Source organism: Burkholderia sp. Tr-20355 (assembly GCF_017104685.1).
In the GTDB taxonomy this organism is placed as follows: domain Bacteria; phylum Pseudomonadota; class Gammaproteobacteria; order Burkholderiales; family Burkholderiaceae; genus Burkholderia; species Burkholderia seminalis.
Genome location: NZ_JAAGPK010000003.1, coordinates 90119 through 114503, shown reverse-complemented (window position 1 = coordinate 114503; position 24385 = coordinate 90119). Strand labels below are relative to the sequence as shown.

The following is a 24385-nucleotide window of genomic DNA, read 5'->3' as shown; positions in this document are numbered from 1 at the left end:
CTTTCAGGCGGCTTCCGTTTTCGCGGGCCGCCGCATCCCGGCCGGAACCGGATGCGCCGATTGTGACGCGTGTCCCCCTATTGGCAGGGCAGACCGGCCAATTTCCTCTGGCTACATTTTCCCGGACCGAAGCAACCACCGCTCGCCGGGAGCGGATCACGATACCGACGGAGGAAAACATGGCAGGGGAGTGGAAACGGCATCTGGGGACGGCATGCGCGGCGCTCGCGCTGGGCGGGGTCGCGTGGGCCGGCACGCCCGTCGCGCACGCGGCGGACGTCGTCAACGTGTACAACTGGGGCAACTCGATCGGCAAGGCGACGATCGCGAACTTCGAGAAGGCGACCGGCATCAAGGTCGTCTACCAGGAGTTCGATTCGAACGAGACGCTGCAGGCGAAGCTGCTGTCGGGCACGTCGGGCTACGACGTCGTCGTGCCGTCCGACATCTTCTGGGCGCGGCAGCTGCAGGCCGGCATCTACCGCAAGATCGACCGGAGCCACGTGCCGAACTACGGGCTGCTCGATCCGGAAATCATGAAGGTGCTGGCGAAGGACGATCCGGGCAACCAGTTCGGCATTCCGTGGACGTGGGGCACCGACGGGCTCGGGATGAACGTCGAGAAGGTGAAGGCGGCGCTCGGCAACGATGCGCCGCTCGACAGCTGGTCGCTGCTGTTCGATCCGAAGGTCGTGCAGAAGCTGAAGCACTGCGGCGTGTCGGTGCTCGATTCGCCGGTCGATGCGTTCGGGATGGCGTTCGTGTACCTGAAGAAGGATCCGAACACGACGAACCCGGCCGACTACCAGGCCGCCTATGAGCTGCTGAAGACGGTGCGGCCGTACATCACGCAGTTCAACTCGAGCAGCTACATCAACGATCTTGCGGGCGGCGACATCTGCCTCGCGCTCGGCTGGTCGGGCGACGTGAACTCCGCGCGGATCGCGGCCGCTTCCGCGAAGAAGTCGTATCACATCAAGTACGTGATTCCGACCGAGGGCAGCGCGATGTGGTTCGACATGATGGCGATTCCGAAGGATGCGCCGCATCCGGACGCCGCACTGAAGTTCGTGAACTTCGTGCTGTCGGAGCAGGAGAGCGCGAACCTGACCAACGACACGTCGTATCCGTCCGCCGTGCCGTCGTCGAGGCGTCTCGTGCGCGCCGAAGTGACGAGCGACCCGGCCGTGTTCCCGCCCGCCGACGTGATCCGCCGGCTGAGCCTCAGCAAGCCGGTTCCGCCCGAGCTGATGCGTCTGCAGAACCGTCTCTGGACGAAGCTGAAGACCGAGTAAGCCGGCCACCGCCTCCCGCACTCCCGCATACCTTTCGCGCGCCCCGCCGCTGATCGCGGCGGGCGGGGGCGCGCTCGTCCCGACGACCACCCAGAACATGAAGATCAAACACATGACGGCGCTGTGCCTGCTCGCATTCGAAGCGGCTTCGGCGATGGCGCACACGGCGCCGCAGGCGACCGACGCGAGCAGGATGAAGGCGCTGCAGGCGCAGGTCACCGCGCTGCAGCAGCAGGTGAACGAGCTGCGCGCGAGCATGCTGGCGGCGCAGCCTGCCGGCGCCGCACCAACGGCCCATGCCGCCTCGGGCGGCGTGAAGATCGGTTCGATCAGCACGGCGGCGGCCGCCGCGCCGGCCGCCGATTCCGCGCCTGCCTTCACGAACGACGACCTGCAGCAGATGCGCGAGCAGATCGCGAATGCATCGCTGAAGGTCGACTCGCTGCAGGAAGCCGCGACGACCGGCCCGCTCGCGGGCCTGAGCATCACCGGCTACGTCGATCCCGTGTACCTGTTCAACCGCGCGCAGCGTACGTCGGGCTTCCAGTTCCTGAACCACGACCCGGGCGCGTACGATTACTACAACAGCACGATCGGCGACGTCTATCTCGACATCAAGAAGACCTTCGGCGTCGGCCCGATGGCGCCGTCCGCGGAGATCGTGATCCAGCCGAACCGCGGCTTCGGCAACGTGTTCGGCAATTCGCACGGCGGCGTCGGCAATAACATCGTCACGCAGGCGCAGGTCAACGTGCCGCTCACCACGACGCGCACGTTCGAGATCGGCATGATGCCGAGCCTCGCGGGTTACGAAGTGCAGCCGTCGAACCAGATGCTCACGCTCACGCACGGGCTGCTGTACGACTTCAGCGAGCCGGGCAACCTGATCGGCATCGGGCTGAAGGGGTCCAACGCGGCGATGACGCGCTTCTGGCAGGTCGTGATCGGCAACGAGGTGCTGCGTACGGCCGGTGCGATCGCGAACGCGGCGAACAACACGACCAAGACCAACTGGACGCCGACGATCACCGCGCGCTTCGACAACGCGACGTCGACGGCCTTCGACTTCGGGATCTCCGGGATGCTCGGCCGGCAGTCGCTGTTCTCGCCGTGCGCGGTGGCGGGCGGCTACGGCTACCAGTGCAACGGCGCGTCGCCGACCGGCTTCTACAAGTACGTGGAAGCCGACGTGACCTATACGCACGACAAGACGCAGGTCAACGCGCAGGTCGACTATGGCGAGCTGCAGAAGGGCGCGTGGAACGGCGGCACGGCCCGCTGGTACGGGATGTCGCTGCTCGGCCATACGAAGTGGACGACGTCGTGGGTCGGCCGCATGGGCGCGACGCTGCGCTTCGACTACCTGAACAACACGTCGAACGGCGGCGGCGGCACGAACATCCAGTACGGGCTCGCGGGCGGCAACCCGTCGGTGAACGGCACGAGCGGCTTCGGCATCGATCCGGCGTGCTTCCAGGGCTCGGCGACCAACGGCACCGAATGCAAGGGCGCGCGGCGTTATGCGATCACGGCGGACCTGTTGTTCTATCCGACGCAGCAGATCACCGTGAAGGTCGAATACCGCCACGACGCGGCGAACCATCCGGTGTTCCTGAAGAGCAACGGCACGTACGCGCGCAGCAACGACCTCGCCGGGATGCAGTTCATCTACTCGTTCTGACGGCCGGCGCGTGCCGATTTGTTCGTATAGCGAAACACTTTGCGGGCCGCGCCGGCCCGGGTCTCATTCGACACAGGAGGTTTGATCTTGAAGCTGCACACATTCGCGACCGACATCACCGATCCGCATGAGCGGGGCCGTCTGATCGGCGCGCGCTTCGCGCCCGCGATCCGCGATACGGTTGCGCGCTATCTCGCGTTCTTCCCGAAGCTCGGCGTCGAGCCGCAGCGCGCGCGGGCGATCGGCGAAGCGAGCCTCGCCGCGCTCGACGCATGGTGCCCACGCCTGGCTGCCGAAGTCGAGGCGATCGCCGAGGGCGTCGACCTGCCGTACTGGCAGCTCGCGTGCCTGAACGCGCGCACCGAGATTCTCGCGACCGCGCCCGCGTCGGCCGAAGGCGAATGCTCGACGACCGTCTACGCGCCGGCGGGCCCGCACGCGCCGCGCACGCTGCAGACGTGGGACTGGCACGACAGCCTCGCGCCGCAGGGGCTGCTGATGCAGTTCGCGACGCCGCAGGGCCGCACGGTCAAGCTGTTCGCCGAATTCGGGATGCTCGGGAAGCTCGGCGTGAACAGCGCCGGGCTCGGGCTGCACTTCAACATCCTGCATCACGCGAGCGACGACGGCAGCGCGGGCGTGCCCGTGCATGCGATCGCGCGGCGTCTGCTCGAAGAGGCGACGACGGTGCAGGAGGCGATCGAACTCGCGCGCACCGCGCGCGTGAGCGCATCGACGGTGCTGACCGTGTTCACGCGGCACGACGCGAACCCGCGTGCGGCGAGCATCGAACTGAGCCCGTCGGGTGTCGGTGTGGTCGTGCCGCGCCCGGACGGCTGGCTGCTGCACACGAACCACTTCCTCGATCGCGCGTTGAGCGGCGGCGAGTGCATGCCCGACAGTTCCACCACGCGCGAACGCTTCGCGTACCTGAACGAGGTCGTGACGGGCATGACGGGCGCCGATGTGCGCGAACGCGCGGCGGCGATGTGCGGTGCGGCCGGCGACGCGGCCGTCGTGTGTTTCCACCCGGATCCGTCGATGCCCGACACCGAGCGCTGGGAAACGCTGCTGACCGTCGGCATCGATACCGATGCGTGCGCGCTCGACTATGTGGCCGGCAATCCGCACGATCTCGCGCGCGACGGGTTCACGCGGTTCTGACGCGGCACGCGGACAGCGGCAAGGCCGGGACGGCTCGTATGGGCCGCCCTCGTGACGCTCATGCGTCGATGCGTTCGACCTTGCCGACGAGCAGCCCGTACGACAGGCTGCCGGCGAGCGCCATCGCGGCGATGTAGGTGATCGCGCGCGAGAAGTCGGCACCGTCGACCAGCAACCCGATCACGATCGGCGTCGCGATCGCGGACAGGTTGCCGATCAGGTTGAAGACGCCGCCCGTGAGGCCGAGGAGCCGCGCGGGCGCGAGCCCCGATACGAGCGACCACGTGATCGACGCGAAGCCGTTGCCGAAGAACGCGATCGTCATGAACGCGATGACCCAGCCCGTCGACGACACGTAGTTAGCGCCGATGATGCAGGTCGAGACCAGCAGCCCCGAGATGATCGGCAGCTTGCGCGCGAAGGCCTGCGACGCGCCGCGGCGCATCAGCCAGTCCGACAGCACGCCCGAGCACAGCACGCCGACGAACGCGGCGAGGAACGGCAGCGATGCGAGGAAGCCCGACTTGATGAAATCCATCCCGCGGTATTTGACGAGGTAGGTCGGGAACCACGTGAGGAAGAACCACAGCGTCGAGTTCAGCGCGAACTGGCCGAGGTAGATGCCCCACAGCTTGCGTCGGCCGAGCACGACGCCGAGGTCGCGCCACGTCGACGGCGCGCGTTCGCTGCGTGCCGCGACACGGTCCTCCAGATCGACGAGCCCGCCGCCGTCGCGGATCAGCTCGATCTCGGCCGCGTTGACGCCGCGAAACGCGCGCGGCTCGCGATATACCGCATACCAGATCGCGGCCCATGCGATGCCGGCAAGGCCCGTCGCGACGAACACCATGTGCCAGCCGAGGTGCACCTGCAGCCAAGCGAGCACCGGCGTGAGGAACGCGAGGCCGACGAATTGCCCCGACGTGTAGCCGCCGATCGCACTTGCGCGTTCGCGGGTCGGGAACCACGTCGTGACCACACGGTTGTTGATCGGGTAGGCCGGCGCTTCCAGCGCGCCGACCGCGAGACGCAGCACGATCAGCCCGACGAACGAACCCGCGAAGCCGAGCAGCAGCGTCGCGGCCGACCACAGCGCAAGCGCGCCCGCATACAGGACGCGCGGCGATACCTTGTCGACGAGCCAGCCGCCCGGAATCTGCATCAGCGCGTAGGTCCAGCCGAATGCGGAGAACACCAGGCCCGCGCGGACCGGATCGATGTTCAGTTCCTTGAACAGCGCGGGTGCGGCGATCGACAGGTTGCTGCGGTCGAGATAGTTGATCACGACCGTGACGAACAGCAGCGCGAGGATCAGCAGGCGCTTGCGGCTCGGCTGGGTGGTTGCGGTTGAGCGGGGCGTGGATTCGGGGGTGGTACCGCCATGCGCGGTCGAGCGCTCAGGCGGGGTTGCATGGGTGCGTGACGCGGATTGGGCCACGGTCGTCTCCTGTGTTCTCTGCCCGGCCGGCGCCCGCGAGCGGGGCGGCCGAATCGGATGGCGTTGGGGCGAACGTTAGAACCGTGGCGCGACGCGCGTCAACATTTGGACAGGCATCCCTATTAATGGGATGTTTGGCGTTCAGTATGTGGGAAAGGGCGGTGCGTGTCGCGTCGTGCGTCAGTCGGCCATCGCTTCCTTCGCCCTGACCCAGCCCTGCACCACACCCGCGTGCGGATTGCGATACCGCACCTTCAGCCACTGAAAATCATCGCTCGCGTCGATCACCTCCACCGTGTCGCCCGCGACGACATAACGGCGCGTGGGCGCATCGATCATTGCGTCGTGCAGCGGCAGGCGCGCCGGATGTACCTTGAACGTCACGTTGCCGCCGCCATACGCCTGCGGTCGGCGCGACACACGCTTGCCGTGCTCGTCGTAGGTCAGCAGCATCGACGCCGGGCCGTTGTCGTCGTCGAGGAGCGTGCGCAGGTCGTCAGGTACCGCTTCGCTGGACTGGTACAGATACATCTTGCCGGCGGTGTCGAAACGGTACGCATCGGTATACCAGATTGGGCCGCCGCGGCACGAACTGTACAACGTGCGCTCCTTCGGTTTCACGTCGACGTTGATCAGCTCGTCGCAACTGCCGTGCGGCAGGTTGCCCGCCGGCATCGAAAGCGGCGCGAACTGCTGGCGCGCGGCATCGTACAGGTAGATGCCGTAGCTTTCGTTGACCATGCCGAGCAGCGCATGCACCGCGAGATCGCGGTGGCCGTCGAAGTTGTAGTCGTCGGTCGCGAGGTGATAGTGGCCCTCCTCGTCGGTGGCCGTGACGTCGAGCGTTTGCGTTTTCCCGCTCGGCAGGAAGCGGACCGTGATGCGCGCGCTGTCGGCGCGTTCGACGCGGGCCGTGACGGTGTCGTCGACCTTGAACGTGAGCAGCGGCTTGGCCGCATGCGCGGCGGGGGCGATCGATGCGCACGCGGCGAGCAGCAGCGCGGCGACGCGGGGAAGCGGGCGGAGCCGCGGCGAGTGCGTCACGAGCGGGTGCCGGAGCGAAGCGAAGGGGCGCATGCGGGCAGCCGGTCAGCGTTGCGTGCTGTCGTCGCGATAGCCGCTCTTGCCGACGAAGATCTCCTTCAGCGCGGCGCGCAGCGTGACCGGATCGTACTGGCCGGGCGCGAGATGGATCACGTAGCGCGTGTGGCCGTCGAGCCGCGCGGCGATGCCCGGTTCGATCTCGACGTCGATCGCATCGTCGGTCAGGCGCACCGACAGATCCTTGACGCGCAGGTTGACCTGGTCGCGCACCATCACTTCGATCAGCGCGTCGTCCGGAAAGCGCGACAGCGCGAAGCAGTAGTCCTGCTCCGCATCGTGACAGTAGAGGTTGGCGAAGCTTTCGTCGTCGTCGAGGTCGGACGTCGCCGCGCCGACGGTAGCGTGAAGTTCCATGAACGTCGGTTCCTGCATGAAGATTATCGGGGGGAATGCATGCGTGTTTCGATCGTGGCCGCGGTGTCGGGCGTCGGATCGGCCTGCTCGTCGCGCGCCTTCAGCCACAGCCCGAACTCGCGCATGACTTCGACGACCGGCCGCAGCCGGTCGCCGTCCGCGGTGAGATCGTACTCGACGCGCACCGGCACTTCGGGATAGACGGTCCGCTTCACGAGCCCCGCATCCTCCAGCGCGCGCAGGTCGAGCGTCAGCATGCGCTGCGAGATGCCCGGCATGTCGCGGCGCAGGTCGCTGAAGCGCCGCGGCCCGTCGAGCAGATACGACACCAGCAGCAGCCGCCAGCGGCCGCCGAGCAGGCGCATCGCTTCTTCAACGGAACATCCTGTCGCACTCGTTTTCATCGTGCTGAACCCTGGTCGGTAAATTTTTTGTGACTACGGCACAAACGACTGCCGTCTTCCCAGCCGTGCGCCGATGCGAGATATTAGCGCCCGCGTCGCGGCGAATCGATACCTGGACTACCCACGAAGGATACGCATGAAGCTCTATCACGCTCCCGGCAGCTGTTCGCAGGCGATCTGCATCGTGCTGCGCGAAGGCGGCATCGACGCGGAGATCGTCAGGGTCGACGCGCGCAAGCACGTCGTCGAAGACGGCCGCAACTACTACGACGTGAACGAACTCGGCTACGTGCCGCTGCTCGAACTCGACGACGGCACGATGCTGCGCGAAGGGCCGGTGATCGCGCAGTATCTCGCGGACCAGCGCCCGGAAGCCGCGCTCGCGCCGGCCCATGGGACGCTCGCGCGTTACCGGCTGATGGAATGGCTCAACTTCCTCGGCACCGAGATCCACAAGGGCTTCATCCCGTTGCTGTATGCGGTGCAGGCGGGGAAGTACGTCGAGCCCGTCCGACAGAAACTCGACGGCCGCTTCGCATGGATCGACCGCCAGCTCGACGGCCGGACGTTCGTGACCGGCGACACGTTCACGGTCGCCGATGCTTACCTGTTCGCGCTGACCGGCTGGGGCAAGGCCGACTGGATGCGCTCGGTGTACAACGCGGATATCGACCTGAGCCGCCATGCGCATCTGCGCGCGTGGTACGAGCGCGTGCGCGCGCGGCCGGCCGTGCAGGCCGCGCTGGCCGCGGACGGCCTGCTGAAGTGAGCTGTGGCGGCGCGTCATTCTGCCGTAGCGACGCGCCGCCGCGCAGCGACCGGCCGGGATATAATCGCCGCCATGAAACTGCTTCGGACCTTCATCCTGCTGCTGCTGTGCGCGGTGCTGCCCCTCACCGGGCTGGCAGCCAGCGGCCTGACCGGTGAATGTCCGATGCAGCACACGATGTCGACGGAGCCGGATACCGGCATGAACCTGGCGATGTCCGCCGGCATGAGCGGCTGCGATTCGATGCAGCCGTCATCCGCCGATCACGCGAAGGCCAAAGCCAAGGGCGCGGCCTGCAAGGTGACGGCCGAATGTCAGTTCGGCAGCCTCTATCACCCGGTCGCTCGCGTCGACGTCAGCCGTCCCGCCGCATTCGCGAGCACGATCGTCTTCCATTACACGCAGTCCGTCCCGGCCCGCGACCCGAACGGGTTGTGGCGCCCGCCGCGCATCAACTGATCCCGATCTGACCGGTTCACCGCGCACGCGGTGAGGTTCGTCCTGTGCGCAGGACGTGGAATCCTTTTGGGTTCCGACCTGGGGTTACACCATGTCATTCGATTTCAGCACGCCGCGTACGCGGCGTGCGTGTCGGCGCGCGCCCGTACTGTGGGTCGCGCTGCTGGCGGCGGGCGCTGTTCACGCACAGCAGTCGCCTGTCACGCTCGACGCCGCGCTGCAGTCCGCGACCGATCATTCCGCTTCGATGCAGGCCGCGCAGGCTTCCGTGCTCGCGCGTTCCGAAGCGGCCGTCAAGGCCGGCCAGTTGCCCGACCCGATGCTCAAGGCCGGTATCGACAACCTGCCAGTCAATGGCGGTCAGCGCTTCACCGTCGGCCAGGACTTCATGACGATGCGCCGCATCGGCATCGAGCAGGAGTGGGTGTCCGGCGACAAGCGGCGGTTGCGCACGGCACTTGCCAACGAGCAGGTCGGCCGTGAGCGCGCGGGCTATCTCGCGCAGCTCGCCATCGTGCGCCAGCAGACCGCGACGGCTTGGCTCGACGCCGTCTACGCGAAGCAGGCGCTCGCGCTTCAGCAGGCGCTGCTCGGCCACATGAATCACGAACTCGACGCCACGCAGGCGTCGTATCGCGGCGCGAAGGCGGGTGCCGGCGATGTCGTGCAGGCGCGCGCGATGCTCGCGCAAACGCAGGATCAGGTGCTCAAGGCGCAGCAGGCATACCGCACCGCGCTTGTCGTGCTGGCCCGCTGGACGGCCGTTTCGGTAGCCGACGTGACGGGAGCGCCGCCCGCACCCGAATCCTTCGTGTCGTCGCTGCCGCCGGACGAGCTGCGCCTGGCGCAGCCGGCGCTCGTCGCCGCGGCCGACGACATCGCGGTGGCCGAAGCCGACACGGCGGTCGCGAACAGCGAGCGCAGCCCGAACTGGACATGGGAGATCGCGTACCAGCAGCGCGGCGGCGCGTATTCGAACATGGTGTCCGTCGGCGTCTCGATCCCGCTGCCGCTCAATCGCAAGAACCGCCAGAACCGCGACGTCGCCGAGAAGGCCGCCCTCGAGACGAGGGCGCGCCTGATGTACGAGGACACGCTGCGCCAGGTGCAGGCCGATATCCGTACGCAATCCGAGGCGCTGGCGAGCGGCCGCGAACGCATCGCGAACCTGAGCGCCGCGCTGCTGCCCGCCGCCGACCAGCGCGTGCAGCTCGCGATGGCCGCGTACCGGGCCGGTACGGGGTCGCTCGCCGACACGTTCGCCGCGCGGCGGGCGCAACTCGACGCGCAGTTGCAGCTGCTCGATCTCAGGCGCGACGTGTCGCGGACCTGGGCGCAGCTCGAATATCAGGTCGTGCCGTCGGCGCTGGCCGCCGCGCAGTGAAGGAGAACACCATGAACAAGCAAGCACTCGCACGCGCGGTGGTGCTGGCGTTCGCCGGCGCGGCGCTCGGCGGCGCCGGCTACTTCGCGGGCGTTCGCCATGCGGCGGGCGGCGCGGCGACGGCCGCCCCGGCCGCTGCCGCGCCGTCCGGCACGCAGGATCCGCAAGCGGCACGCAAGGTGCTGTACTGGCACGACCCGATGGTGCCGAACCAGCATTTCGACAAACCGGGCAAATCGCCTTTCATGGACATGCAGTTGCAGCCCGTTTATGCGGACGAAGAGGGCGCCGCACCGGGCATCCGGATCGATCCGGGCCTGCAGCAGAACCTCGGCATCCGGTATGCGACCGTGCGGCGCCAGCAGACGGCCGCCGGCTTCGACGCGGTGGGCACGACGCAGTTCGACGAATCGCGCGCGGACGTCGTGCAGTCGCGCGTCACCGGCTATATCGATCGCCTGTACGCGCGTGCGCCGATGCAGCGCATCGAGAAGGGCGCGCCGGTCGCGTCGCTGTTCGTGCCCGACTGGCTCGCGCCGCAGGAGGAATATCTCGCGCTGAAGCGCGGCGGGATGGACGGCAGCCTGCTCGATGCGGCGCGCGCACGCATGCGGGCGCTGTCGATTCCGGACGGGATGGTCGCGACCCTCGAGCGCACCGGCCGTGCGCAGACGCATGTCGTGCTCACGGCGCCGGAAACGGGTGTCGTGAGCGAGCTGAACGTGCGCGACGGCGCGATGGTGGCACCCGGTCAGACGCTCGCGAAGATCGCGGGGCTGTCGACGCTGTGGCTGATCGTCGAGGTGCCGGAAGCGCTCGCGCTGACCGTGCAGCCGGGGATGTCGGTCGACGCGACGTTCGCGGGCGATGCGGCGCGGCACGTCAGCGGCCGCATCCGCGAAGTGCTGCCCGGCATCGGCACGGGCAGCCGTACGCTGCAGGCGCGCGTGGAGATCGACAACGCGTCGCTGAAGCTCACACCCGGCATGCTGATGCGCGTGCGCGTAGCCGCGAAGGATACGGTGTCGCGCCTGCTCGTGCCGTCCGAGGCCGTGATCGCGACCGGCAAGCGCACGATCGTCATCGTGAAGAACGGCGACGGCCGCCTTCAGCCGGTATCGGTCACGACCGGCAACGACGTCGGCGGCGACACGGAAGTGCTCGACGGGTTGCACGAAGGCGACACGGTCGTCGCGTCGGGCCAGTTCCTGATCGATTCGGAAGCCAGCCTGAAAAGCGTGCTGCCGCGGCTCGAACGCGCGTCGGAGGCAGGTACGGCCGCATCGTCCGCTGCGGCGACCGCGCCGGTCTACGAAACGACCGGCAAGGTCGAGAAGGTGACGGCCGACGACATCACGTTCTCGCATCAACCGGTGCCGGCGCTCGGCTGGGGCGCGATGACGATGGCGTTCGGCAAGCCGTCGGCCCGGGCGTTTCCCGACGTGAAGCCGGGTCAGACCGCACGGTTCGCGTTCATGCAGACCGACGACGGCTACCGGCTAACGAAGGTCGAGCCGCAGGGAGGCGAACGATGATCGCGCGCGTCATTCTCTGGTCCGTCCGGAATCGCTTCCTGGTGCTGCTGGCCACCGTGCTGATCGCCGCGTGGGGTGTTCATTCGCTGCGGCAGACGCCGCTCGATGCGTTGCCCGACCTGTCGGACACGCAGGTGATCGTGAAGGCGTCGTATCCGGGCAAGGCGCCGCAGGTCGTCGAGGATCAGGTCACCTATCCGCTGACGACGACGCTGCTCGGCGTGCCGGGCGCGACGACCGTGCGCGCGTACTCGTCGTTCGGCGATGCGTTCGTCTACGTGCTGTTCGACGACCGCACCGATCCGTACTGGGCGCGCTCGCGCGTGCTCGAATACCTGAGCCAGGTGCAAAGCCGCCTGCCGGCCGGCGCGACCGTGTCGCTCGGGCCGGATGCGACCGGCGTCGGCTGGGTGTACGAGTACGCGCTCGTCGATCGCACCGGCCGTCACGATCTCGGGCAACTGCGCGCGCTCAACGACTGGTTCCTGAAGTTCGAGCTGAAGGCCGTGCCGGACGTCTCGGAAGTCGCGAGCATCGGCGGCATGGTGCGCCAGTACCAGGTCGTCCTCGATCCCGACAAGTTGCGTGCCTACGGCATCACGCAGGCGGCGGTCGCGGATGCGCTCGGCAAGGCCAACCAGGCATCCGGCGGCTCGGTCGTCGAGCTGGCCGAGTCGGAGTACATGGTGCGTTCGTCCGGCTACCTGCGCACGCTCGACGACTTCCACCGCGTCGTGCTGCGTACCGACGACGCGGGCACGCCGGTGCTGCTCGGCGACGTCGCGCACATCCAGGTCGGCCCGGCGATGCGGCGCGGGATCGCCGAGTTGAACGGGCAGGGCGAAGTGGCGGGCGGCGTCGTCGTGATGCGCTCGGGCAAGAACGCCCTGACGACGATCGACGCGGTGAAGGCGAAGCTCGCCGGCCTGAAGCGTTCGTTGCCGCCCGGCGTCGACATCGTCACGACCTACGACCGATCACAACTGATCGAGCGCGCGGTCGGCAACCTGAAGGACAAGCTGATCGAGGAATTCGTCATCGTCGGGATCGTCTGCGCGGTGTTCCTGTTCCATCTGCGCAGCGCGTTCGTCGCGATCCTGTCGCTGCCGCTCGGCGTACTGGCCGCGTTCATCGTGATGCGTTACCAGGGCGTGAATGCGAACCTGATGTCGCTCGGCGGGATCGCGATCGCGATCGGCGCGATGATCGACGCGGCGATCGTGATGATCGAGAACGCGCACAAGCATCTGGAAGCGTACGACCACGCGCATCCGGGCGAGCCGCCGACTGCCGCGCGCCGCTGGGAGCTGGTCGCGGCGTCGGCCGCGGAAGTCGGGCCCGCGCTGTTTTTCTCGCTGCTGATCATCACGCTGTCGTTCGTTCCAGTGTTTTCGCTGGAAGGGCAGGAGGGCAAGCTGTTCGCGCCGCTGGCGTTCACGAAGACCTACACGATCGCCGCGGCCGCCGGATTGTCGGTGACGCTGGTGCCCGTGCTGATGGGCTATCTCGTGCGCGGCCGCATTCCGCACGAGCACGCGAACCCGATCAACCGCGTGCTGATCCGCCTGTACCGGCCGCTGCTCGAGGCGACGCTGCGGCGCCCGTGGTTCGCGATCGGTATCGCGGTTGTCGCGCTCGTGCTGACGGCCGTGCCGTTGTCGCGGCTCGGCAGCGAATTCATGCCGCCGCTCGACGAAGGCGACCTGCTGTACATGCCGACCGCGCTGCCGGGCATCTCGGCCGACAAGGCGGGCGAACTGTTGCAGCAGACCGACCGGCTGATCAAGACCGTGCCCGAGGTCGACACGGTGTTCGGCAAGTCGGGTCGGGCCGATTCGGCCACCGATCCCGCGCCGCTCGAGATGTTCGAGACGACGATCCGCTTCAAGCCGCGCAGCACATGGCGGTCCGGCATGACGCCGGAGAAACTCGTCGACGAACTCGACCGGACGGTGAAGGTGCCGGGCTTGTCGAACGTGTGGGTGCCGCCGATCCGCAACCGGCTCGACATGTTGTCCACCGGGATCAAGACGCCGGTCGGCGTGAAGATTTCCGGGCCGGACCTGGCAGGCATCGACGCGATCGCGACGCAGGTCGAGGCGGCCGTGAAGCGCGTGCCAGGCGTGACGTCCGCGCTCGCGGAACGGCTGAACGGCGGCCGCTACATCGACGTCGATATCGACCGGCTCGCGGCCGCGCGCTACGGATTGTCGGTGGCCGACATCCAGTCGGTCGTGTCGTCGGCGGTCGGCGGCGACGATGTCGGCGAAGTGGTCGCGGGGCGCGAGCGTTTCCCGATCAACCTCCGCTATCCGCGCGAGATCCGCGATTCGCTCGAGAACCTGCGGCAACTGCCGGTCGTCACCGCGCGCGGCGCGCAGATCCGCCTCGGCGATGTCGCGCGCATCGGCATCGCCGACGGGCCGCCGATGATCCGCAGCGAGAACGCGCGGCTGTCCGGCTACGTGTACGTCGATCTGCGCGGCGTCGACCTGAGCACGGCCGTCCGCGCGATGCAGCGGGCCGTCGCGCAACGGGTCGCGTTGCCGCCCGGCTATTCGATCGCGTGGTCGGGCCAGTTCGAGTATCTCGAACGCGCGGCGGCGACGCTGCGTACCGTGGTGCCCGTCACGCTCGTCGTGATCTTCGTGCTGCTGCTCCTCACGTTCGACTCGGTGGCCGATGCGCTGCTGCTGATGTCGACGGTGCCGTTCGCGCTGGTCGGCGGCTTCTGGCTCGTGTGGGCGCTCGGTCATGCGGTGTCGGTCGCGACGTCGGTGGGCTTCATCGCGCTGGCCGGCGTGGCCGCCGAATTCGGCGTCGTGATGCTGCTGTACCTGAAAGGCGCGCTGCAGCGCCGGCTCGACGGCGGCGAACCGCTGACCGATGCGCTGCTGCTCGACGCGATCCGCGAGGGCGCGGTGCTGCGTGTGCGACCGAAGGCGATGACGGTCGCCGTCGTGCTCGCCGGTCTCGTGCCGATCATGGTCGGCCATGGCGCCGGCTCCGAAGTCATGCAGCGCATCGCCGCGCCGATGGTCGGCGGCATGGTCACGGCGCCGCTGCTGTCGATGTTCGTCATTCCCGCCGCGTGGCTCCTGCTTCAGCGCCGTCGTGCGTACGGCGCGGGCCGGGCGCGGCATTCCGATGCAGTTCCTTCCGGCACGAACGTGCCACCCATCCCAACCGGAGAATCACGATGAAGATGAATCAATTGATCGCCACCGCAACCGCCGTTGTCGCGCTCGGCGCTGCCGCCATACCGGCGTTTGCCGCCGGCGAGATGTCGGGCATGGACATGGCCGGCATGAAGATGGCGCCGGACGGCGCGGCCGATTCGCATGCCGCGCTGACCGACGCCGAGGTGAAGAAGGTCGATGCCGCGAGCGGCAGGATCACGCTAAAGCACGGCGCCCTCGACAACGTCGGGATGCCGGCGATGACGATGGCGTTCAAGGCGAAGGATGCGGCGATGCTCGCGCACGCGCAGGCGGGCGACAAGGTCAAGGTGCGGATCGAGAAGGTCGACGGCACGCTGACGATCGTCAAGCTCGTCAAGGGTTCCTGACCGTCGTCGGCAGGTGCGGCGGTCGCCCGCATCTGCGCAGTGAAGTGCGCCGCGCCGACGTGTCCGTCGGCCGGCGCGCCCGGTCCACGCATCGGCGCATTCAGCGTGTCAGCGTCAGGACCAGATAACCCGCATACCCCGCGCCGTTCGCGAGCAGTGCCCAGATCGCGAGCCCGCGCGTCCGCGCGTTGACGCGCAGCCACGCGGCCGCCGCGAGCGTGATGATCACGCCGGTCAGCACTTCGGGGCGCGGCTCCCACGGCGTCAGCATGATGCCGATCGCCGGCAGCAGCGTGCCCTGGAACACCATCGCGCCGGTAATGTTGCCGAACGCGAGCGTGTCCTTCCTGCGGCGGATCCACAGCACGCTGTTGACCTTCTCCGGCAGCTCCGTCGCGATCGGCACGATGATCAGCGACAGCAGCAGCGCCGAGATGCCGAGCGCATGCGACACGCCTTCCACGCCGTGAATGAAGCCCTTCGCCCCGCCGACCAGCAGCGCGACGCCGATCAGCAGTTGCAGCGCGATCGTCGCGAGGTTGGTCGGCAGGCCCGCGCGCGACAGGAACATCGCATGCGGCGCCTCGGTGCCGTGCCCGGCATCGACGAGCCGGGTCGACGCGCGGAACGTCATCACGACGTACATCACGTAGAGGCCGACGAGCATCGCGGCGAGCAGCGCGCGCACGGCCCAGTTGTGATGCGGGACGAACATCGCGGCGGTCGCCAGCGAGAACGCGGCGAGGAAGTAGTTCATGTCGCGCACGAAGCCCGTGCGTTCCGGCGCGATCGTGCCGCGCAACCCGCGCGAGCGGATCACGGCGAGCGTCATCAGGAACGTGGTGAGCGTCGCGAGCATCAGCGGCGCGCCGAGGATCGCGCCGACGCCGATTTCCTCGTTCACGGCCTGGTTCGCGGTGCCGCCGGCCAGCGCGAGCAGCGGCACCATCGTTTCGGGCAGCGCCGTGCCGACGGCCGCGAACAGCGAACCGGTCACGCCTTCGGAAATCTTCAGGCGTTCGCCGAGATGTTCGAGCGCATTGGTGAAGACTTCGGCCGCGACGAGGATGACGATCAGCATGAACGCCAGTTCGAGGAACATGAACGTCATGCGGCACCTCCGCGGGCAACGGTGGCGTATGGGGAGAGAGCGGGGAGGAACATGGGGACTCCGTGGTCGGACGCTGACGAACCATGGCGCATCCGCCGCCGTCCGACCAGGAACGACGCGATGCGCCCATGGTCTCGCCAAGCCGATCAGGCCGAACGCGCCACGGCCGCAGGCCGAGTGTGTTGACGCGTTCGCTTTCCGGGGGACGGAAAGCAGGCTACTCCCCAAAGACGAAGGGCAGTCTAGCCGAGCGGGTTGCTTTCGACAAGCCTTCATCTCGAAAAAATGTCTCCCTCCACCCTATGGGGAAACTGTCGTGGAGATATACTCCCCTACCCTATACAGGAGCCATCGATGAGTCATACCGTTCGCGACAAACAGAAGCTGCTGAACCGCGTGCGCCGTATCAAGGGTCAGGTCGAGGCGATCGAGCGCGCGCTCGAGGACGAGCGCGGCTGCAACGATGTGCTGCAGCAGATCACGAGCTGCCGCGGCGCGATGAACGGCCTGCTGGCCGTCGTGCTGGAAGACCACATCCGGTCGCATCTCGTCGACGCGGACACGCCGGACGCGCATGAAGGCAGCGCGACCGAGCAGCTCATCGACGTCGTCCACAGTTATTTCAAGTAACCGGATCGGAACATGAGCAAACTCGAGGGGAGTGCCGCCGACGGCTGGCACAGCCATGCGTTTCTCGGCGCCGCGCACGCGCGGAACGAGCGGAAGACCTGGATGGTCATCGGCCTGTGCACGGCGATGATGATCGCCGAAATCGTCGGCGGCACGCTGTTCGGCTCGCTGGCCCTGGTCGCCGACGGGCTGCACATGTCGACGCATGCGGGCGCGATGCTGATCGCGGCGCTGGCCTACACCTACGCACGCAGGCATGCGGACGATCCGCGCTTCGTGTTCGGCACCGGCAAGCTCGGCGATCTGGCCGGGTTCACGAGCGCGATCGTGCTCGCGATGATCGCGCTGCTGATCGGCTACGAGGCGATCGCGCGCCTTCTGTCTCCGGTGCCCATCCATTTCGGCGAAGCGATTCCGATCGCGGTGCTCGGGCTCGCGGTGAATCTCGCCAGCGTGTGGCTGCTGAGCGGCGATCATCATCACGGGCATGGTCATGCGCATGTCCACGATCACGACCATGACGACGCGCATCACGCGCATCACGCGCATCACGCGCATCACGACCACGGCTCGCTCGCGGCGGCGCATCGCGACCACAACATCCGGTCCGCCTACGTTCACGTGATCGCCGACGCGGCCGTGTCGGTGCTGGCTATCGTCGGCCTGCTGCTCGCGCGGGCGTTCGGCTGGGTCTGGATGGATCCGCTCGCGGGGATCGTCGGCGCGCTGGTGATCGCCAACTGGGCCTACGGGCTGATGCGCGACACGGGCGGCATCCTGCTCGACGTCAACGTCGATCGCAAGCTGACGGACAACGTCCGCCGCGCGATCGAGGCGCTTGGCGACAAGGTCAACGATCTCCATGTGTGGCGCGTGGGCCCGGGGCACATGAGCGCGATCGTGTCGGTCGAAACCGGCGATACCGCGCGCGATGCGCGTTTCTACCATGCGCTCGTCGCGCGCTTCGACGGCGTGTCCCACGTGACCGTCGAAGTGACGACGCGTGCGAAGGCGGCCTGATCGTGGCCGTGAAATCGCCGTGTATCGACCGGTGCGCGTTCGACGGCCGGACGGGCTTTTGTGCCGGCTGCCTGCGCACGCGCGACGAGGCGCGCGACTGGAAGAAGATGACCGATCACCGCCGGCACCAGATACTGAATGACCGGTCGCGCCGCGAGGCGAAGCTGCGGCGCGGAACGGACGCGTGAGCGGGCGGGCGGATTACCCGTGCGTGCCGCGCGGAAAATAAAGCGCGAACGTCGTGCGCCCGTCACGGCTCGCGACCTCCACCTTGCCGCGATGCAATTCCATGATCGACTTCACGATCGCGAGCCCGAGCCCCGCGTTGCGCGCCGCGCCGTGCCGCGACGAATCGATGCGGTAGAAGCGCTCGAAGATCCGTTCGACCTGTTCGGGCGGAATCGCGGCGCCGCGATTCGTGACCTCGACGACCGCATCATTCCCTTGCACCGAAACGGCCAGTTCGATCGCCGACGCGACTTGCGCGTGTTCGAGCGCATTCGATGCGAGGTTGCTCACCGCGCGCCGGAACAGCGTCGCGTCCGCGACGACCGGTGCTTCGCCGCGCACGTCGATGCGCACGCCGGCTTCGTCGGCCAGCGCCTGGAAATACGACGCGAGCCGGCGCAACTCGCTGCCGGCGTCCAGCTCGGCGGTTTTCAGGTGCTGACGCGCATTGTCGGTGCGCGCGAGAAACAGCATGTTCTCGATCATCCGCTGCAGCCGCTCGCATTCCTCGATGTTCGAATCGATCAGCGTTTCGTATTCCTCGGTCGTGCGGGCACGCGACAGCGTGACCTGCGACGAGCTGATCACGTTCGCGAGCGGCGTGCGCATGTCGTGCGCGAGATCGGACGAGAACTGCGACAGCCGCACGAACGCGCGTTCGAGGCGGTCGAGCATCCGGTTGACCGACGTCGCGAGTTCGCGCAGCTCGACGGGGCCGCCGCGCGCGTCGAGGCGCGCGTTCAGGTTGTGCGCCTCGATGCGCGACGTCTGCCGGCCGAGGCTCTCGACCGGGCGCAGGCCGCGCGATGCGACCGCGTAGCCGAGTGCGCCGACCAGCAGCGCGCCGACGGCCGCCGCGAGCCAGATGTCGACGCGATAGCTTTCGAGCAGCGACTGGCGATCGGTCGCCGTGCGTGCGAGCGCGACCTGGATCGCTTCGCCGGACGGCAGCGTTGCACGCGCATACACGCAGCGGGACGTGCCGATGCCCGATGGCGAGCAGGAGAACGGCCCGGCGGCGCCATCGGCTGGATGCGGTGCCGTGATCACCGACGCCAGCGTGTTGCCGGCCGCGTCGGAGTGCTCGACGAGCGGGCGGTCCTGCGCATCGTAGATGCCGAGATAGACCCCGGGGTGCGACAGCAGCACTTCATGGAACACGGCCGGATCGGCGCGCAGCGCGGCTGTCGATCCGCTCGCGTGCGCGAGCTGCAGGAACTGGTTGAGCTTGCCGGAGATCTCGATGTCGTCGCGCCGCGTGAGTTCGGCGGACAGCGAGCGGTACAGGTATGCGCCGGTCAGCGCGAATACGAGCGCGGCGACGACGGCGAACGCGAGCGTCAGGCGCCGCAGCAGCGAATACGAAGCCGGGCTCGCGCTCACGAGCGATCCTCGAGCACGTAACCCATGCCACGGATCGTGTGGATCAGCTTCTTCTCATATGCGTTGTCGATCTTCGCGCGCAGCCGCTTGATTGCCGCATCGACGACGTTCGTGTCGCTGTCGAAATTCATGTCCCAGATCTGCGACGTGATGAACGTACGGGTCAGCACTTCGCCTTCGCGTTCGGCGAGCAGCTGCAACAGCGCGAATTCCTGCGCGGTCAGGTCGATGCGGGTGTCGGCGCGCCGCACGCGGCGCTTGAGCAGGTCGATCTCGAGATCGGCAACGAGCAGGATGTCGCGCGCGTTGCGCGGCGCGCGGCGCAGCAGCGAGCGGATGCGCGCGAGGAATTCGGCGTACGCGAACGGCTTGAGCAGGTAGTCGTCGGCGCCGAGTTCGAGCCCGGCCACCTTGTCCTCGATCGCGTCGCGGGCCGTGAGCAGCAGCACGGGCGTCTGCTTCTGCGCACGCAGCCGCCTGAGCACCTCGAAGCCGTCCAGCGCCGGCAGCATCACGTCGAGCACGACGAGGTCGAAATCCTCGTGCAGCGCGAGGAACAGCCCGTCCTGGCCGTTTTCCGCGATGTCGACCGTGTAGCTCGCCTCCATCAGCCCCTTGCGGAGGTACGACGCCATCTTGGGTTCGTCTTCGACTATCAGTATCCGCATGGTGGGGCAGGTTGTCCGTATTTCCAGCCGGTCAGTGTAACGCCTGAGCTTAAGGTGCCGCGCGTGCGCGAACGATGACCGCCGGATGACGGGATTGTCATGCATCGCCCAGGCGCCGCGTCACCCGCGTTTCATGAAAATCCGGTCATGTTTCGGCCATGTCGTCGTCACCGCGGCGGCGATAACCTGCAGCCGTCTTGTCCCCGGAGCGCGCCGTCGCGGCGCCGCGCCGGCCCAACCGGTCGTTGCCTGCCCGATTCCGCATCCATGTCGTATTGGCGCAAATTCCTCGTCGTCGTGCTGCTGGCGCTGAGCCTGCCGATCCAGTCGTTCGCGGCTGTGTCGATGCAGTGCGCGGGCGCTGCCGTCATGCTGGCGGAGGCGGCCCCGCACGCGCAGGAGGGCCGTCACGATCATGACGGTCACGCGCGGCATGCGTCGTCGTGTTCCGCGTGCGTGTCGTGCTGCTTCGGCACGGGCATGTCGGGTGCCGGGGCGGTGCCCGCCGTCACGAGCGTCGGCGTCGCGATCGCCGCGCCTCCCCCATCGGCCGGCGGCGTGTCGTTCCTGACCGGCGGCATCGACCGGCCGCCTCGCGCGATACCCGTCTAGTTCCCGCCCGTGGCCGACAGGCCGCGACCTGCAATTCACGCTGGCGGCCGCACCCGGTCCGCCGGACGACTCACGACGAGATATTTTCATGCGACTGATCACTGCGGCGCTGTTGAGCGCGGCGGCCTTCATGCCGTCGCTCGCGCCTGCGCAAACCCCGTTGCCCGATCCGGCGGACGCCGCCGCGTCGGTGCCGGACGTCACCGTGACGTCCGCGTTCGACGGCTACCGGCCGTATCGCGACGACGAAGGCCCCGGCTGGAAACAACTGAACAGGGACGTGACGGAGCGGCCCGCGAAGCCCGGCAATGCGGCGCGCAACGACGGCGCGCATGCGACGCACGGAGGGGCCGCGCGATGACGAACCTGGCGATATCGCCGAGGATCGGTGCGGCCGCGGTCGCGCTGGCGTTCCTTGCGGGCTGTACGACGTTTTCGAAGGACGGCGGTTTCGACGCCGTGTCGTCCGCCGCATCGGAACGCATCGGGAAAGACGCGGTGGTCGTCAGGACCGATGCCGACCGCGAGGCCGTCGACAGGCGGACGCAGGAACTGCTGGCCAGGCCGCTGTCGATGGACGATGCGGTGCAGGTCGCGCTGCTGAACAACCGCGGCCTGCAGGCGTCGTACGCCGAACTCGGACTGTCGGAGGCCGACCTCGTGCAGGCCGGCCGGCTGCCGAACCCGCGCTTCGCATTCAGCCGCACGCGCGCCGGCGACGGCGAACTGACGCTCGGTCGCACGTTGTCGGCGAACGTATTCGCACTGCTGACGATGCCGCTCGCGACGAACATCGAACGCCGCCGCTTCGAGCAGACCAGGCTCGAAACGGCCGATGCGATGCTGAAGGTGGCGGCCTACGCGCGCCGCGCCTACGTGGAAGCCGTCGCCGCCGGGCAGGCCGCGAACTATGCGCAGCAGGTGCGCGACGCCGCGAGCGCGGCCGCCGAACTCGCGCAACGCATGCGGCAGGCCGGCAACTTCAGCCGCCTCGATTACGCGCGCGAACAGGCGTTCCAGGCGGACGCGGTCGCGCTGCACGCGAAGGCGCGCCAGCAGGCGCTGGCCGCACGCGAGAAGCTCACGCGCGCGATGGGGCTGTGGGGCGAGCGCACGCGGTACGCGCTGCCCGAGCGCTTGCCCGACCTGCCGAAAGCGCGCCCGAACCTGCCCGATCTCGAACGCTTCGCGATGAGCAACCGCTTCGACATCCAGGCCGCGAAGCTGCAGACGCAGGGCGTCGCGTCGTCGCTCGGCCTGAGCAAGGCGACACGCTTCGTCAACGCGGTCGATCTCGGCTACGTGAACAACTACGAAACCGGCAAGGGCCACGAGCACGGCTACGAAATCAGCGTCGAGATTCCGCTGTTCGACTGGGGCGGCGCGAAGGTCGCGCGCGCCGAGGCCCTCTACATGCAGTCGGCGAACCGGCTCGCGAAAACGGCGATCGACGCGCGCTCCGAAGTGCGCGAATCGTACGCGGCGTACGTGACGAGCTACGACGTCGCGACCCACTATCGCGACGAAGTCGTGCCGCTGCGCAAGACGATCTCCGACGAACTGCTGCTGCGCTACAACGGGATGCTCGCGAGCGTGTTCGAACTGCTGGCCGACGCGCGCGAGCAGGTCGGCGCGGTCAACGGCTACATCGATGCGCTGAAGGACTACTGGCTCGCCGAAACCGATCTGCAGATGGCCGTCGGCGGGCGCTTGCCGTCGTCAGGCGCTGCGCCGCGCGCGGCGAATGCCGCCGAACCGGCACCCGAAACCACGCCCAGGGCCGACGCTGCCGCGCAGCCGGTCTCCACTCCCGCGGCGCCACCGGCGCCCGCGACGCAAACGCATCCGGAAGGTCATTGACATGGTGTCCCGTCGACAATTTCTCAGCGGCTCGGGCGCCGCGCTGCTCGGTGCGGCGATGGTCAGCAAGGCCGGCGCCGCGTCGCTGCCCGAAGCGCCCACGATGGCGAAGACCGGCACGCAGCCGCCGCTCGTGCCGCCGAACGGCCGCCCGTACACACCCGTCGCGACGCTGAACGGCTGGTCGCTGCCGTGGCGGATGAAGAACGGCTGGAAGGAGTTCCACCTGACGGCCGAGCCCGTCGTGCGCGAGATGGCGCCCGGCATGAACGCGAACTTGTGGGGCTACAACGGCCAGTCGCCGGGCCCGACGATCGAGGCCGTCGAAGGCGACAAGGTGCGCATCTTCGTGACCAACCGGCTGCCCGAGCATACGACGATCCACTGGCACGGGCTGCGGCTGCCGAACGGGATGGACGGCGTCGGCGGCCTCACGCAGCCGCACATCCCGCCCGGCAAGACCTTCGTCTACGAGTTCCAGCTCGAAGCGCACGGCACCTTCATGTATCACCCGCACGCCGACGAGATGGTGCAGATGGCGATGGGGATGATGGGCATGTTCATCGTGCACCCGAAGGATCGCGGCACGATGCCGGTCGATCGCGATTTCGTGTTTCTGCTCGCCGCGTACGACATCGACCCGGGCAGCTACACGCCGCGCGTGAACGAGATGACCGACTTCAACATGTGGACTTTCAATTCCCGCGTGTTCCCGGGCATCGATCCGTTGCCGGTGCGCGCCGGCGACCGCGTGCGGATTCGTTTCGGCAACCTGACGATGACGAACCATCCGATCCACCTGCACGGTTACAGCTTCGAAGTGGCCGGCACCGACGGCGGCTGGATTCCACCGGCCGCGCGCTGGCCCGAAGTGACGGCCGATGTCGCGGTGGGGCAGATGCGCGCGATCGAGTTCACCGCCGATCGTCCGGGCGACTGGGCGTTCCACTGCCACAAGTCGCACCACACGATGAATGCGATGGGCCACCAGGTGCCGAACCTGATCGGCGTGCCGCAGAAGGATCTCGCGCAGCGTATCGGCAAGCTCGTGCCCGACTACATGGCGATGGGCAGCACGGGCGGCGCGATGGGCGGGATGGAAATGCCGTTGCCCGACAACACGCTGCCGATGATGACGGGCACGGGCCCGTTCGGGCCGCTGGAGATGGGCGGCATGTTCACGGTCTGCAAGGTGCGGCAGGGGCTCGGCCGCACCGACTATCGCGATCCGGGCTGGTTCCGGCATCCGAAGGGCACCGTCGCCTACGCATACACCGGCGAATTGCCGGACGGTTGAGCAGCAGCATGCGGCGGCCGTGCGTATGCGGCCGCCGGTTTCCATTCACTCACACGGGAGTCGACACGATGAAGAAGGGACTGGTTTTGATGGCAACGGGTTGCGCGCTGGCGTTTTCCGCCGCGTCGTACGCGGCCGGCGACATGGCCGGCATGGACATGAGCGGCGGCGCGAAGCAGGGCGCCGACGCGGCGCAGCGCATGTCGCACGGCGAAGTTCGCAAGGTCGATGCGGCCGCGGGCAAGCTGACGATCAAGCACGGCCCGCTCGAGAACCTCGGGATGGAGGCGATGACGATGGTGTTCAAGGTGAAGGACCCGGCGATGCTGTCCCAGGTCAAGGCCGGCGACAAGATCGACTTCGTCGCCGAAGAGGTGGGCGGCGCGCTGACCGTCGTCGAACTGAAGAAGCCGTGACGCGG

General features: G+C 67.9%; 24 protein-coding genes and 1 riboswitch. Of the genes, 17 read left to right on the top strand and 7 right to left on the bottom strand.

Annotated elements, in window-relative coordinates; genetic code table 11:
• Positions 1 to 179 precede the first annotated feature (179 nt).
• The 3 genes from G3N62_RS01880 to G3N62_RS01870 all read left to right on the top strand — a co-directional run bounded on the left by G3N62_RS01880 (position 180) and on the right by G3N62_RS01870 (position 4140).
• The gene (locus tag G3N62_RS01880; RefSeq protein ID WP_124670145.1) at positions 180 to 1295 is read left to right on the top strand and encodes a polyamine ABC transporter substrate-binding protein; all 1116 of its coding nucleotides are present in this window, start codon (positions 180 to 182) and stop codon (positions 1293 to 1295) included.
• A gap of 97 nt (positions 1296 to 1392) precedes the next feature.
• Positions 1393 to 2976 carry a DUF3138 family protein gene (locus G3N62_RS01875; RefSeq protein WP_124670144.1) on the top strand — a complete coding sequence of 528 codons (1584 nt, stop codon included), beginning with the start codon at positions 1393 to 1395 and terminating at the stop codon, positions 2974 to 2976.
• An 87-nt stretch (positions 2977 to 3063) separates the two neighbouring features.
• Positions 3064 to 4140: a C45 family peptidase gene (locus G3N62_RS01870; RefSeq protein WP_124670143.1), complete on the top strand. Its 1077-nt coding sequence runs from the start codon at positions 3064 to 3066 to the stop codon at positions 4138 to 4140.
• Between the two features lie 58 nt (positions 4141 to 4198).
• Here the strand turns inward: G3N62_RS01870 and G3N62_RS01865 are convergent, their stop codons facing one another.
• From G3N62_RS01865 to G3N62_RS01850, 4 genes are all read right to left on the bottom strand, one after another.
• The gene (locus tag G3N62_RS01865; RefSeq protein WP_124670142.1) at positions 4199 to 5578 is read right to left on the bottom strand and encodes an MFS transporter; all 1380 of its coding nucleotides are present in this window, start codon (positions 5576 to 5578) and stop codon (positions 4199 to 4201) included.
• A gap of 180 nt (positions 5579 to 5758) precedes the next feature.
• Positions 5759 to 6622, bottom strand: coding sequence for a hypothetical protein (locus G3N62_RS01860; protein WP_124670194.1), 864 nt, complete (start codon positions 6620 to 6622; stop codon positions 5759 to 5761).
• 45 nt (positions 6623 to 6667) lie between these two features.
• Positions 6668 to 7036, bottom strand: a complete 369-nt coding sequence (locus G3N62_RS01855) for a hypothetical protein (RefSeq protein WP_034188610.1) — start codon at positions 7034 to 7036, stop codon at positions 6668 to 6670.
• 23 nt (positions 7037 to 7059) lie between these two features.
• A complete protein-coding gene (locus G3N62_RS01850; protein WP_124608144.1) occupies positions 7060 to 7440 on the bottom strand; it encodes a helix-turn-helix domain-containing protein in 381 nt (126 codons plus the stop codon).
• Positions 7441 to 7576: 136 nt separating this feature from the next.
• Here G3N62_RS01850 and gstA point away from each other — a divergent pair, with 136 nt between their 5' ends.
• From gstA to G3N62_RS01820, 6 genes are all read left to right on the top strand, one after another.
• Positions 7577 to 8209, top strand: coding sequence for a glutathione transferase GstA (gene gstA, locus G3N62_RS01845; protein WP_124670141.1), 633 nt, complete (start codon positions 7577 to 7579; stop codon positions 8207 to 8209).
• A gap of 72 nt (positions 8210 to 8281) precedes the next feature.
• Positions 8282 to 8668, top strand: coding sequence for a hypothetical protein (locus tag G3N62_RS01840; protein ID WP_124670140.1), 387 nt, complete (start codon positions 8282 to 8284; stop codon positions 8666 to 8668).
• Positions 8669 to 8759: 91 nt separating this feature from the next.
• Entirely contained in the window at positions 8760 to 10052 is a 1293-nt protein-coding gene (locus G3N62_RS01835) for a TolC family protein (protein WP_124670139.1), read from the top strand.
• Between the two features lie 11 nt (positions 10053 to 10063).
• Complete coding sequence (locus tag G3N62_RS01830) at positions 10064 to 11587, top strand: efflux RND transporter periplasmic adaptor subunit (protein ID WP_124670138.1); 1524 nt, start codon at positions 10064 to 10066, stop codon at positions 11585 to 11587.
• On the top strand, positions 11584 to 14790 hold the full coding sequence (locus tag G3N62_RS01825) for an efflux RND transporter permease subunit (protein WP_124670137.1): 3207 nt from the start codon (positions 11584 to 11586) through the stop codon (positions 14788 to 14790). Before G3N62_RS01830 ends, G3N62_RS01825 begins: the two co-directional genes overlap by 4 nt.
• Positions 14787 to 15155 carry a copper-binding protein gene (locus G3N62_RS01820; RefSeq protein ID WP_124670136.1) on the top strand — a complete coding sequence of 123 codons (369 nt, stop codon included), beginning with the start codon at positions 14787 to 14789 and terminating at the stop codon, positions 15153 to 15155. The genes G3N62_RS01825 and G3N62_RS01820 overlap by 4 nt, the downstream gene beginning before the upstream one ends.
• Positions 15156 to 15255: 100 nt before the next feature.
• Here G3N62_RS01820 and G3N62_RS01815 read toward each other — a convergent pair whose 3' ends face one another.
• The gene (locus tag G3N62_RS01815; RefSeq protein WP_049035875.1) at positions 15256 to 16266 is read right to left on the bottom strand and encodes a sodium:calcium antiporter; all 1011 of its coding nucleotides are present in this window, start codon (positions 16264 to 16266) and stop codon (positions 15256 to 15258) included.
• A 69-nt stretch (positions 16267 to 16335) separates the two neighbouring features.
• Positions 16336 to 16504: riboswitch (yybP-ykoY riboswitch) on the bottom strand.
• 116 nt (positions 16505 to 16620) lie between these two features.
• Between G3N62_RS01815 and G3N62_RS01810 the strand changes: the two genes are divergently transcribed.
• The 3 genes from G3N62_RS01810 to G3N62_RS01800 are packed head-to-tail and all read left to right on the top strand — an operon-like array spanning position 16621 to position 18104.
• A complete protein-coding gene (locus tag G3N62_RS01810) occupies positions 16621 to 16896 on the top strand; it encodes a metal/formaldehyde-sensitive transcriptional repressor (protein WP_034188488.1) in 276 nt (91 codons plus the stop codon).
• 12 nt (positions 16897 to 16908) lie between these two features.
• Positions 16909 to 17916, top strand: a complete 1008-nt coding sequence (gene dmeF / locus G3N62_RS01805; protein ID WP_124670135.1) for a CDF family Co(II)/Ni(II) efflux transporter DmeF — start codon at positions 16909 to 16911, stop codon at positions 17914 to 17916.
• 2 nt (positions 17917 to 17918) lie between these two features.
• A complete protein-coding gene (locus G3N62_RS01800) occupies positions 17919 to 18104 on the top strand; it encodes a DUF1289 domain-containing protein (RefSeq protein ID WP_124670134.1) in 186 nt (61 codons plus the stop codon).
• Between the two features lie 13 nt (positions 18105 to 18117).
• Here G3N62_RS01800 and G3N62_RS01795 read toward each other — a convergent pair whose 3' ends face one another.
• The gene (locus G3N62_RS01795; RefSeq protein WP_124670133.1) at positions 18118 to 19527 is read right to left on the bottom strand and encodes a heavy metal sensor histidine kinase; all 1410 of its coding nucleotides are present in this window, start codon (positions 19525 to 19527) and stop codon (positions 18118 to 18120) included.
• Positions 19524 to 20195 (bottom strand): heavy metal response regulator transcription factor, encoded by a 672-nt coding sequence (locus G3N62_RS01790; RefSeq protein WP_034188484.1) that lies wholly within the window; start codon positions 20193 to 20195, stop codon positions 19524 to 19526. The genes G3N62_RS01795 and G3N62_RS01790 overlap by 4 nt, the downstream gene beginning before the upstream one ends.
• Before the next feature lie 267 nt (positions 20196 to 20462).
• On the opposite strand from G3N62_RS01790, the gene G3N62_RS01785 reads away from it, so the two are divergent.
• The 5 genes from G3N62_RS01785 (at position 20463) to G3N62_RS01765 (ending at position 24380) form a co-directional block, all read left to right on the top strand.
• The gene (locus tag G3N62_RS01785; protein ID WP_124670132.1) at positions 20463 to 20807 is read left to right on the top strand and encodes a hypothetical protein; all 345 of its coding nucleotides are present in this window, start codon (positions 20463 to 20465) and stop codon (positions 20805 to 20807) included.
• 88 nt (positions 20808 to 20895) lie between these two features.
• Positions 20896 to 21168 carry a hypothetical protein gene (locus tag G3N62_RS01780; RefSeq protein WP_124670131.1) on the top strand — a complete coding sequence of 91 codons (273 nt, stop codon included), beginning with the start codon at positions 20896 to 20898 and terminating at the stop codon, positions 21166 to 21168.
• Complete coding sequence (locus tag G3N62_RS01775; protein ID WP_124670130.1) at positions 21165 to 22667, top strand: TolC family protein; 1503 nt, start codon at positions 21165 to 21167, stop codon at positions 22665 to 22667. Before G3N62_RS01780 ends, G3N62_RS01775 begins: the two co-directional genes overlap by 4 nt.
• Before the next feature lies 1 nt (position 22668).
• Entirely contained in the window at positions 22669 to 23964 is a 1296-nt protein-coding gene (locus G3N62_RS01770; protein WP_059559871.1) for a copper oxidase, read from the top strand.
• A gap of 68 nt (positions 23965 to 24032) precedes the next feature.
• On the top strand, positions 24033 to 24380 hold the full coding sequence (locus G3N62_RS01765; protein ID WP_069704436.1) for a copper-binding protein: 348 nt from the start codon (positions 24033 to 24035) through the stop codon (positions 24378 to 24380).
• Positions 24381 to 24385 lie beyond the last annotated feature (5 nt).

Excerpts from the sequence above, each read along its gene's own strand:
- G3N62_RS01880 (WP_124670145.1), top strand. The coding sequence starts at position 180 with ATGGCAGGGGAGTGGAAACGGCATCTGGGGACGGCATGCGCGGCGCTC.
- G3N62_RS01875 (WP_124670144.1), top strand. The coding sequence starts at position 1,393 with ATGAAGATCAAACACATGACGGCGCTGTGCCTGCTCGCATTCGAAGCG.
- G3N62_RS01855 (WP_034188610.1), bottom strand. The coding sequence starts at position 7,036 with ATGGAACTTCACGCTACCGTCGGCGCGGCGACGTCCGACCTCGACGAC.
- G3N62_RS01850 (WP_124608144.1), bottom strand. The coding sequence starts at position 7,440 with ATGAAAACGAGTGCGACAGGATGTTCCGTTGAAGAAGCGATGCGCCTG.
- gstA (WP_124670141.1), top strand. The coding sequence starts at position 7,577 with ATGAAGCTCTATCACGCTCCCGGCAGCTGTTCGCAGGCGATCTGCATC.
- G3N62_RS01840 (WP_124670140.1), top strand. The coding sequence starts at position 8,282 with ATGAAACTGCTTCGGACCTTCATCCTGCTGCTGCTGTGCGCGGTGCTG.
- G3N62_RS01835 (WP_124670139.1), top strand. The coding sequence starts at position 8,760 with ATGTCATTCGATTTCAGCACGCCGCGTACGCGGCGTGCGTGTCGGCGC.
- G3N62_RS01830 (WP_124670138.1), top strand. The coding sequence starts at position 10,064 with ATGAACAAGCAAGCACTCGCACGCGCGGTGGTGCTGGCGTTCGCCGGC.
- G3N62_RS01825 (WP_124670137.1), top strand. The coding sequence starts at position 11,584 with ATGATCGCGCGCGTCATTCTCTGGTCCGTCCGGAATCGCTTCCTGGTG.
- G3N62_RS01820 (WP_124670136.1), top strand. The coding sequence starts at position 14,787 with ATGAAGATGAATCAATTGATCGCCACCGCAACCGCCGTTGTCGCGCTC.
- G3N62_RS01815 (WP_049035875.1), bottom strand. The coding sequence starts at position 16,266 with ATGACGTTCATGTTCCTCGAACTGGCGTTCATGCTGATCGTCATCCTC.
- G3N62_RS01810 (WP_034188488.1), top strand. The coding sequence starts at position 16,621 with ATGAGTCATACCGTTCGCGACAAACAGAAGCTGCTGAACCGCGTGCGC.
- dmeF (WP_124670135.1), top strand. The coding sequence starts at position 16,909 with ATGAGCAAACTCGAGGGGAGTGCCGCCGACGGCTGGCACAGCCATGCG.
- G3N62_RS01790 (WP_034188484.1), bottom strand. The coding sequence starts at position 20,195 with ATGCGGATACTGATAGTCGAAGACGAACCCAAGATGGCGTCGTACCTC.
- G3N62_RS01785 (WP_124670132.1), top strand. The coding sequence starts at position 20,463 with ATGTCGTATTGGCGCAAATTCCTCGTCGTCGTGCTGCTGGCGCTGAGC.
- G3N62_RS01780 (WP_124670131.1), top strand. The coding sequence starts at position 20,896 with ATGCGACTGATCACTGCGGCGCTGTTGAGCGCGGCGGCCTTCATGCCG.
- G3N62_RS01775 (WP_124670130.1), top strand. The coding sequence starts at position 21,165 with ATGACGAACCTGGCGATATCGCCGAGGATCGGTGCGGCCGCGGTCGCG.
- G3N62_RS01770 (WP_059559871.1), top strand. The coding sequence starts at position 22,669 with ATGGTGTCCCGTCGACAATTTCTCAGCGGCTCGGGCGCCGCGCTGCTC.
- G3N62_RS01765 (WP_069704436.1), top strand. The coding sequence starts at position 24,033 with ATGAAGAAGGGACTGGTTTTGATGGCAACGGGTTGCGCGCTGGCGTTT.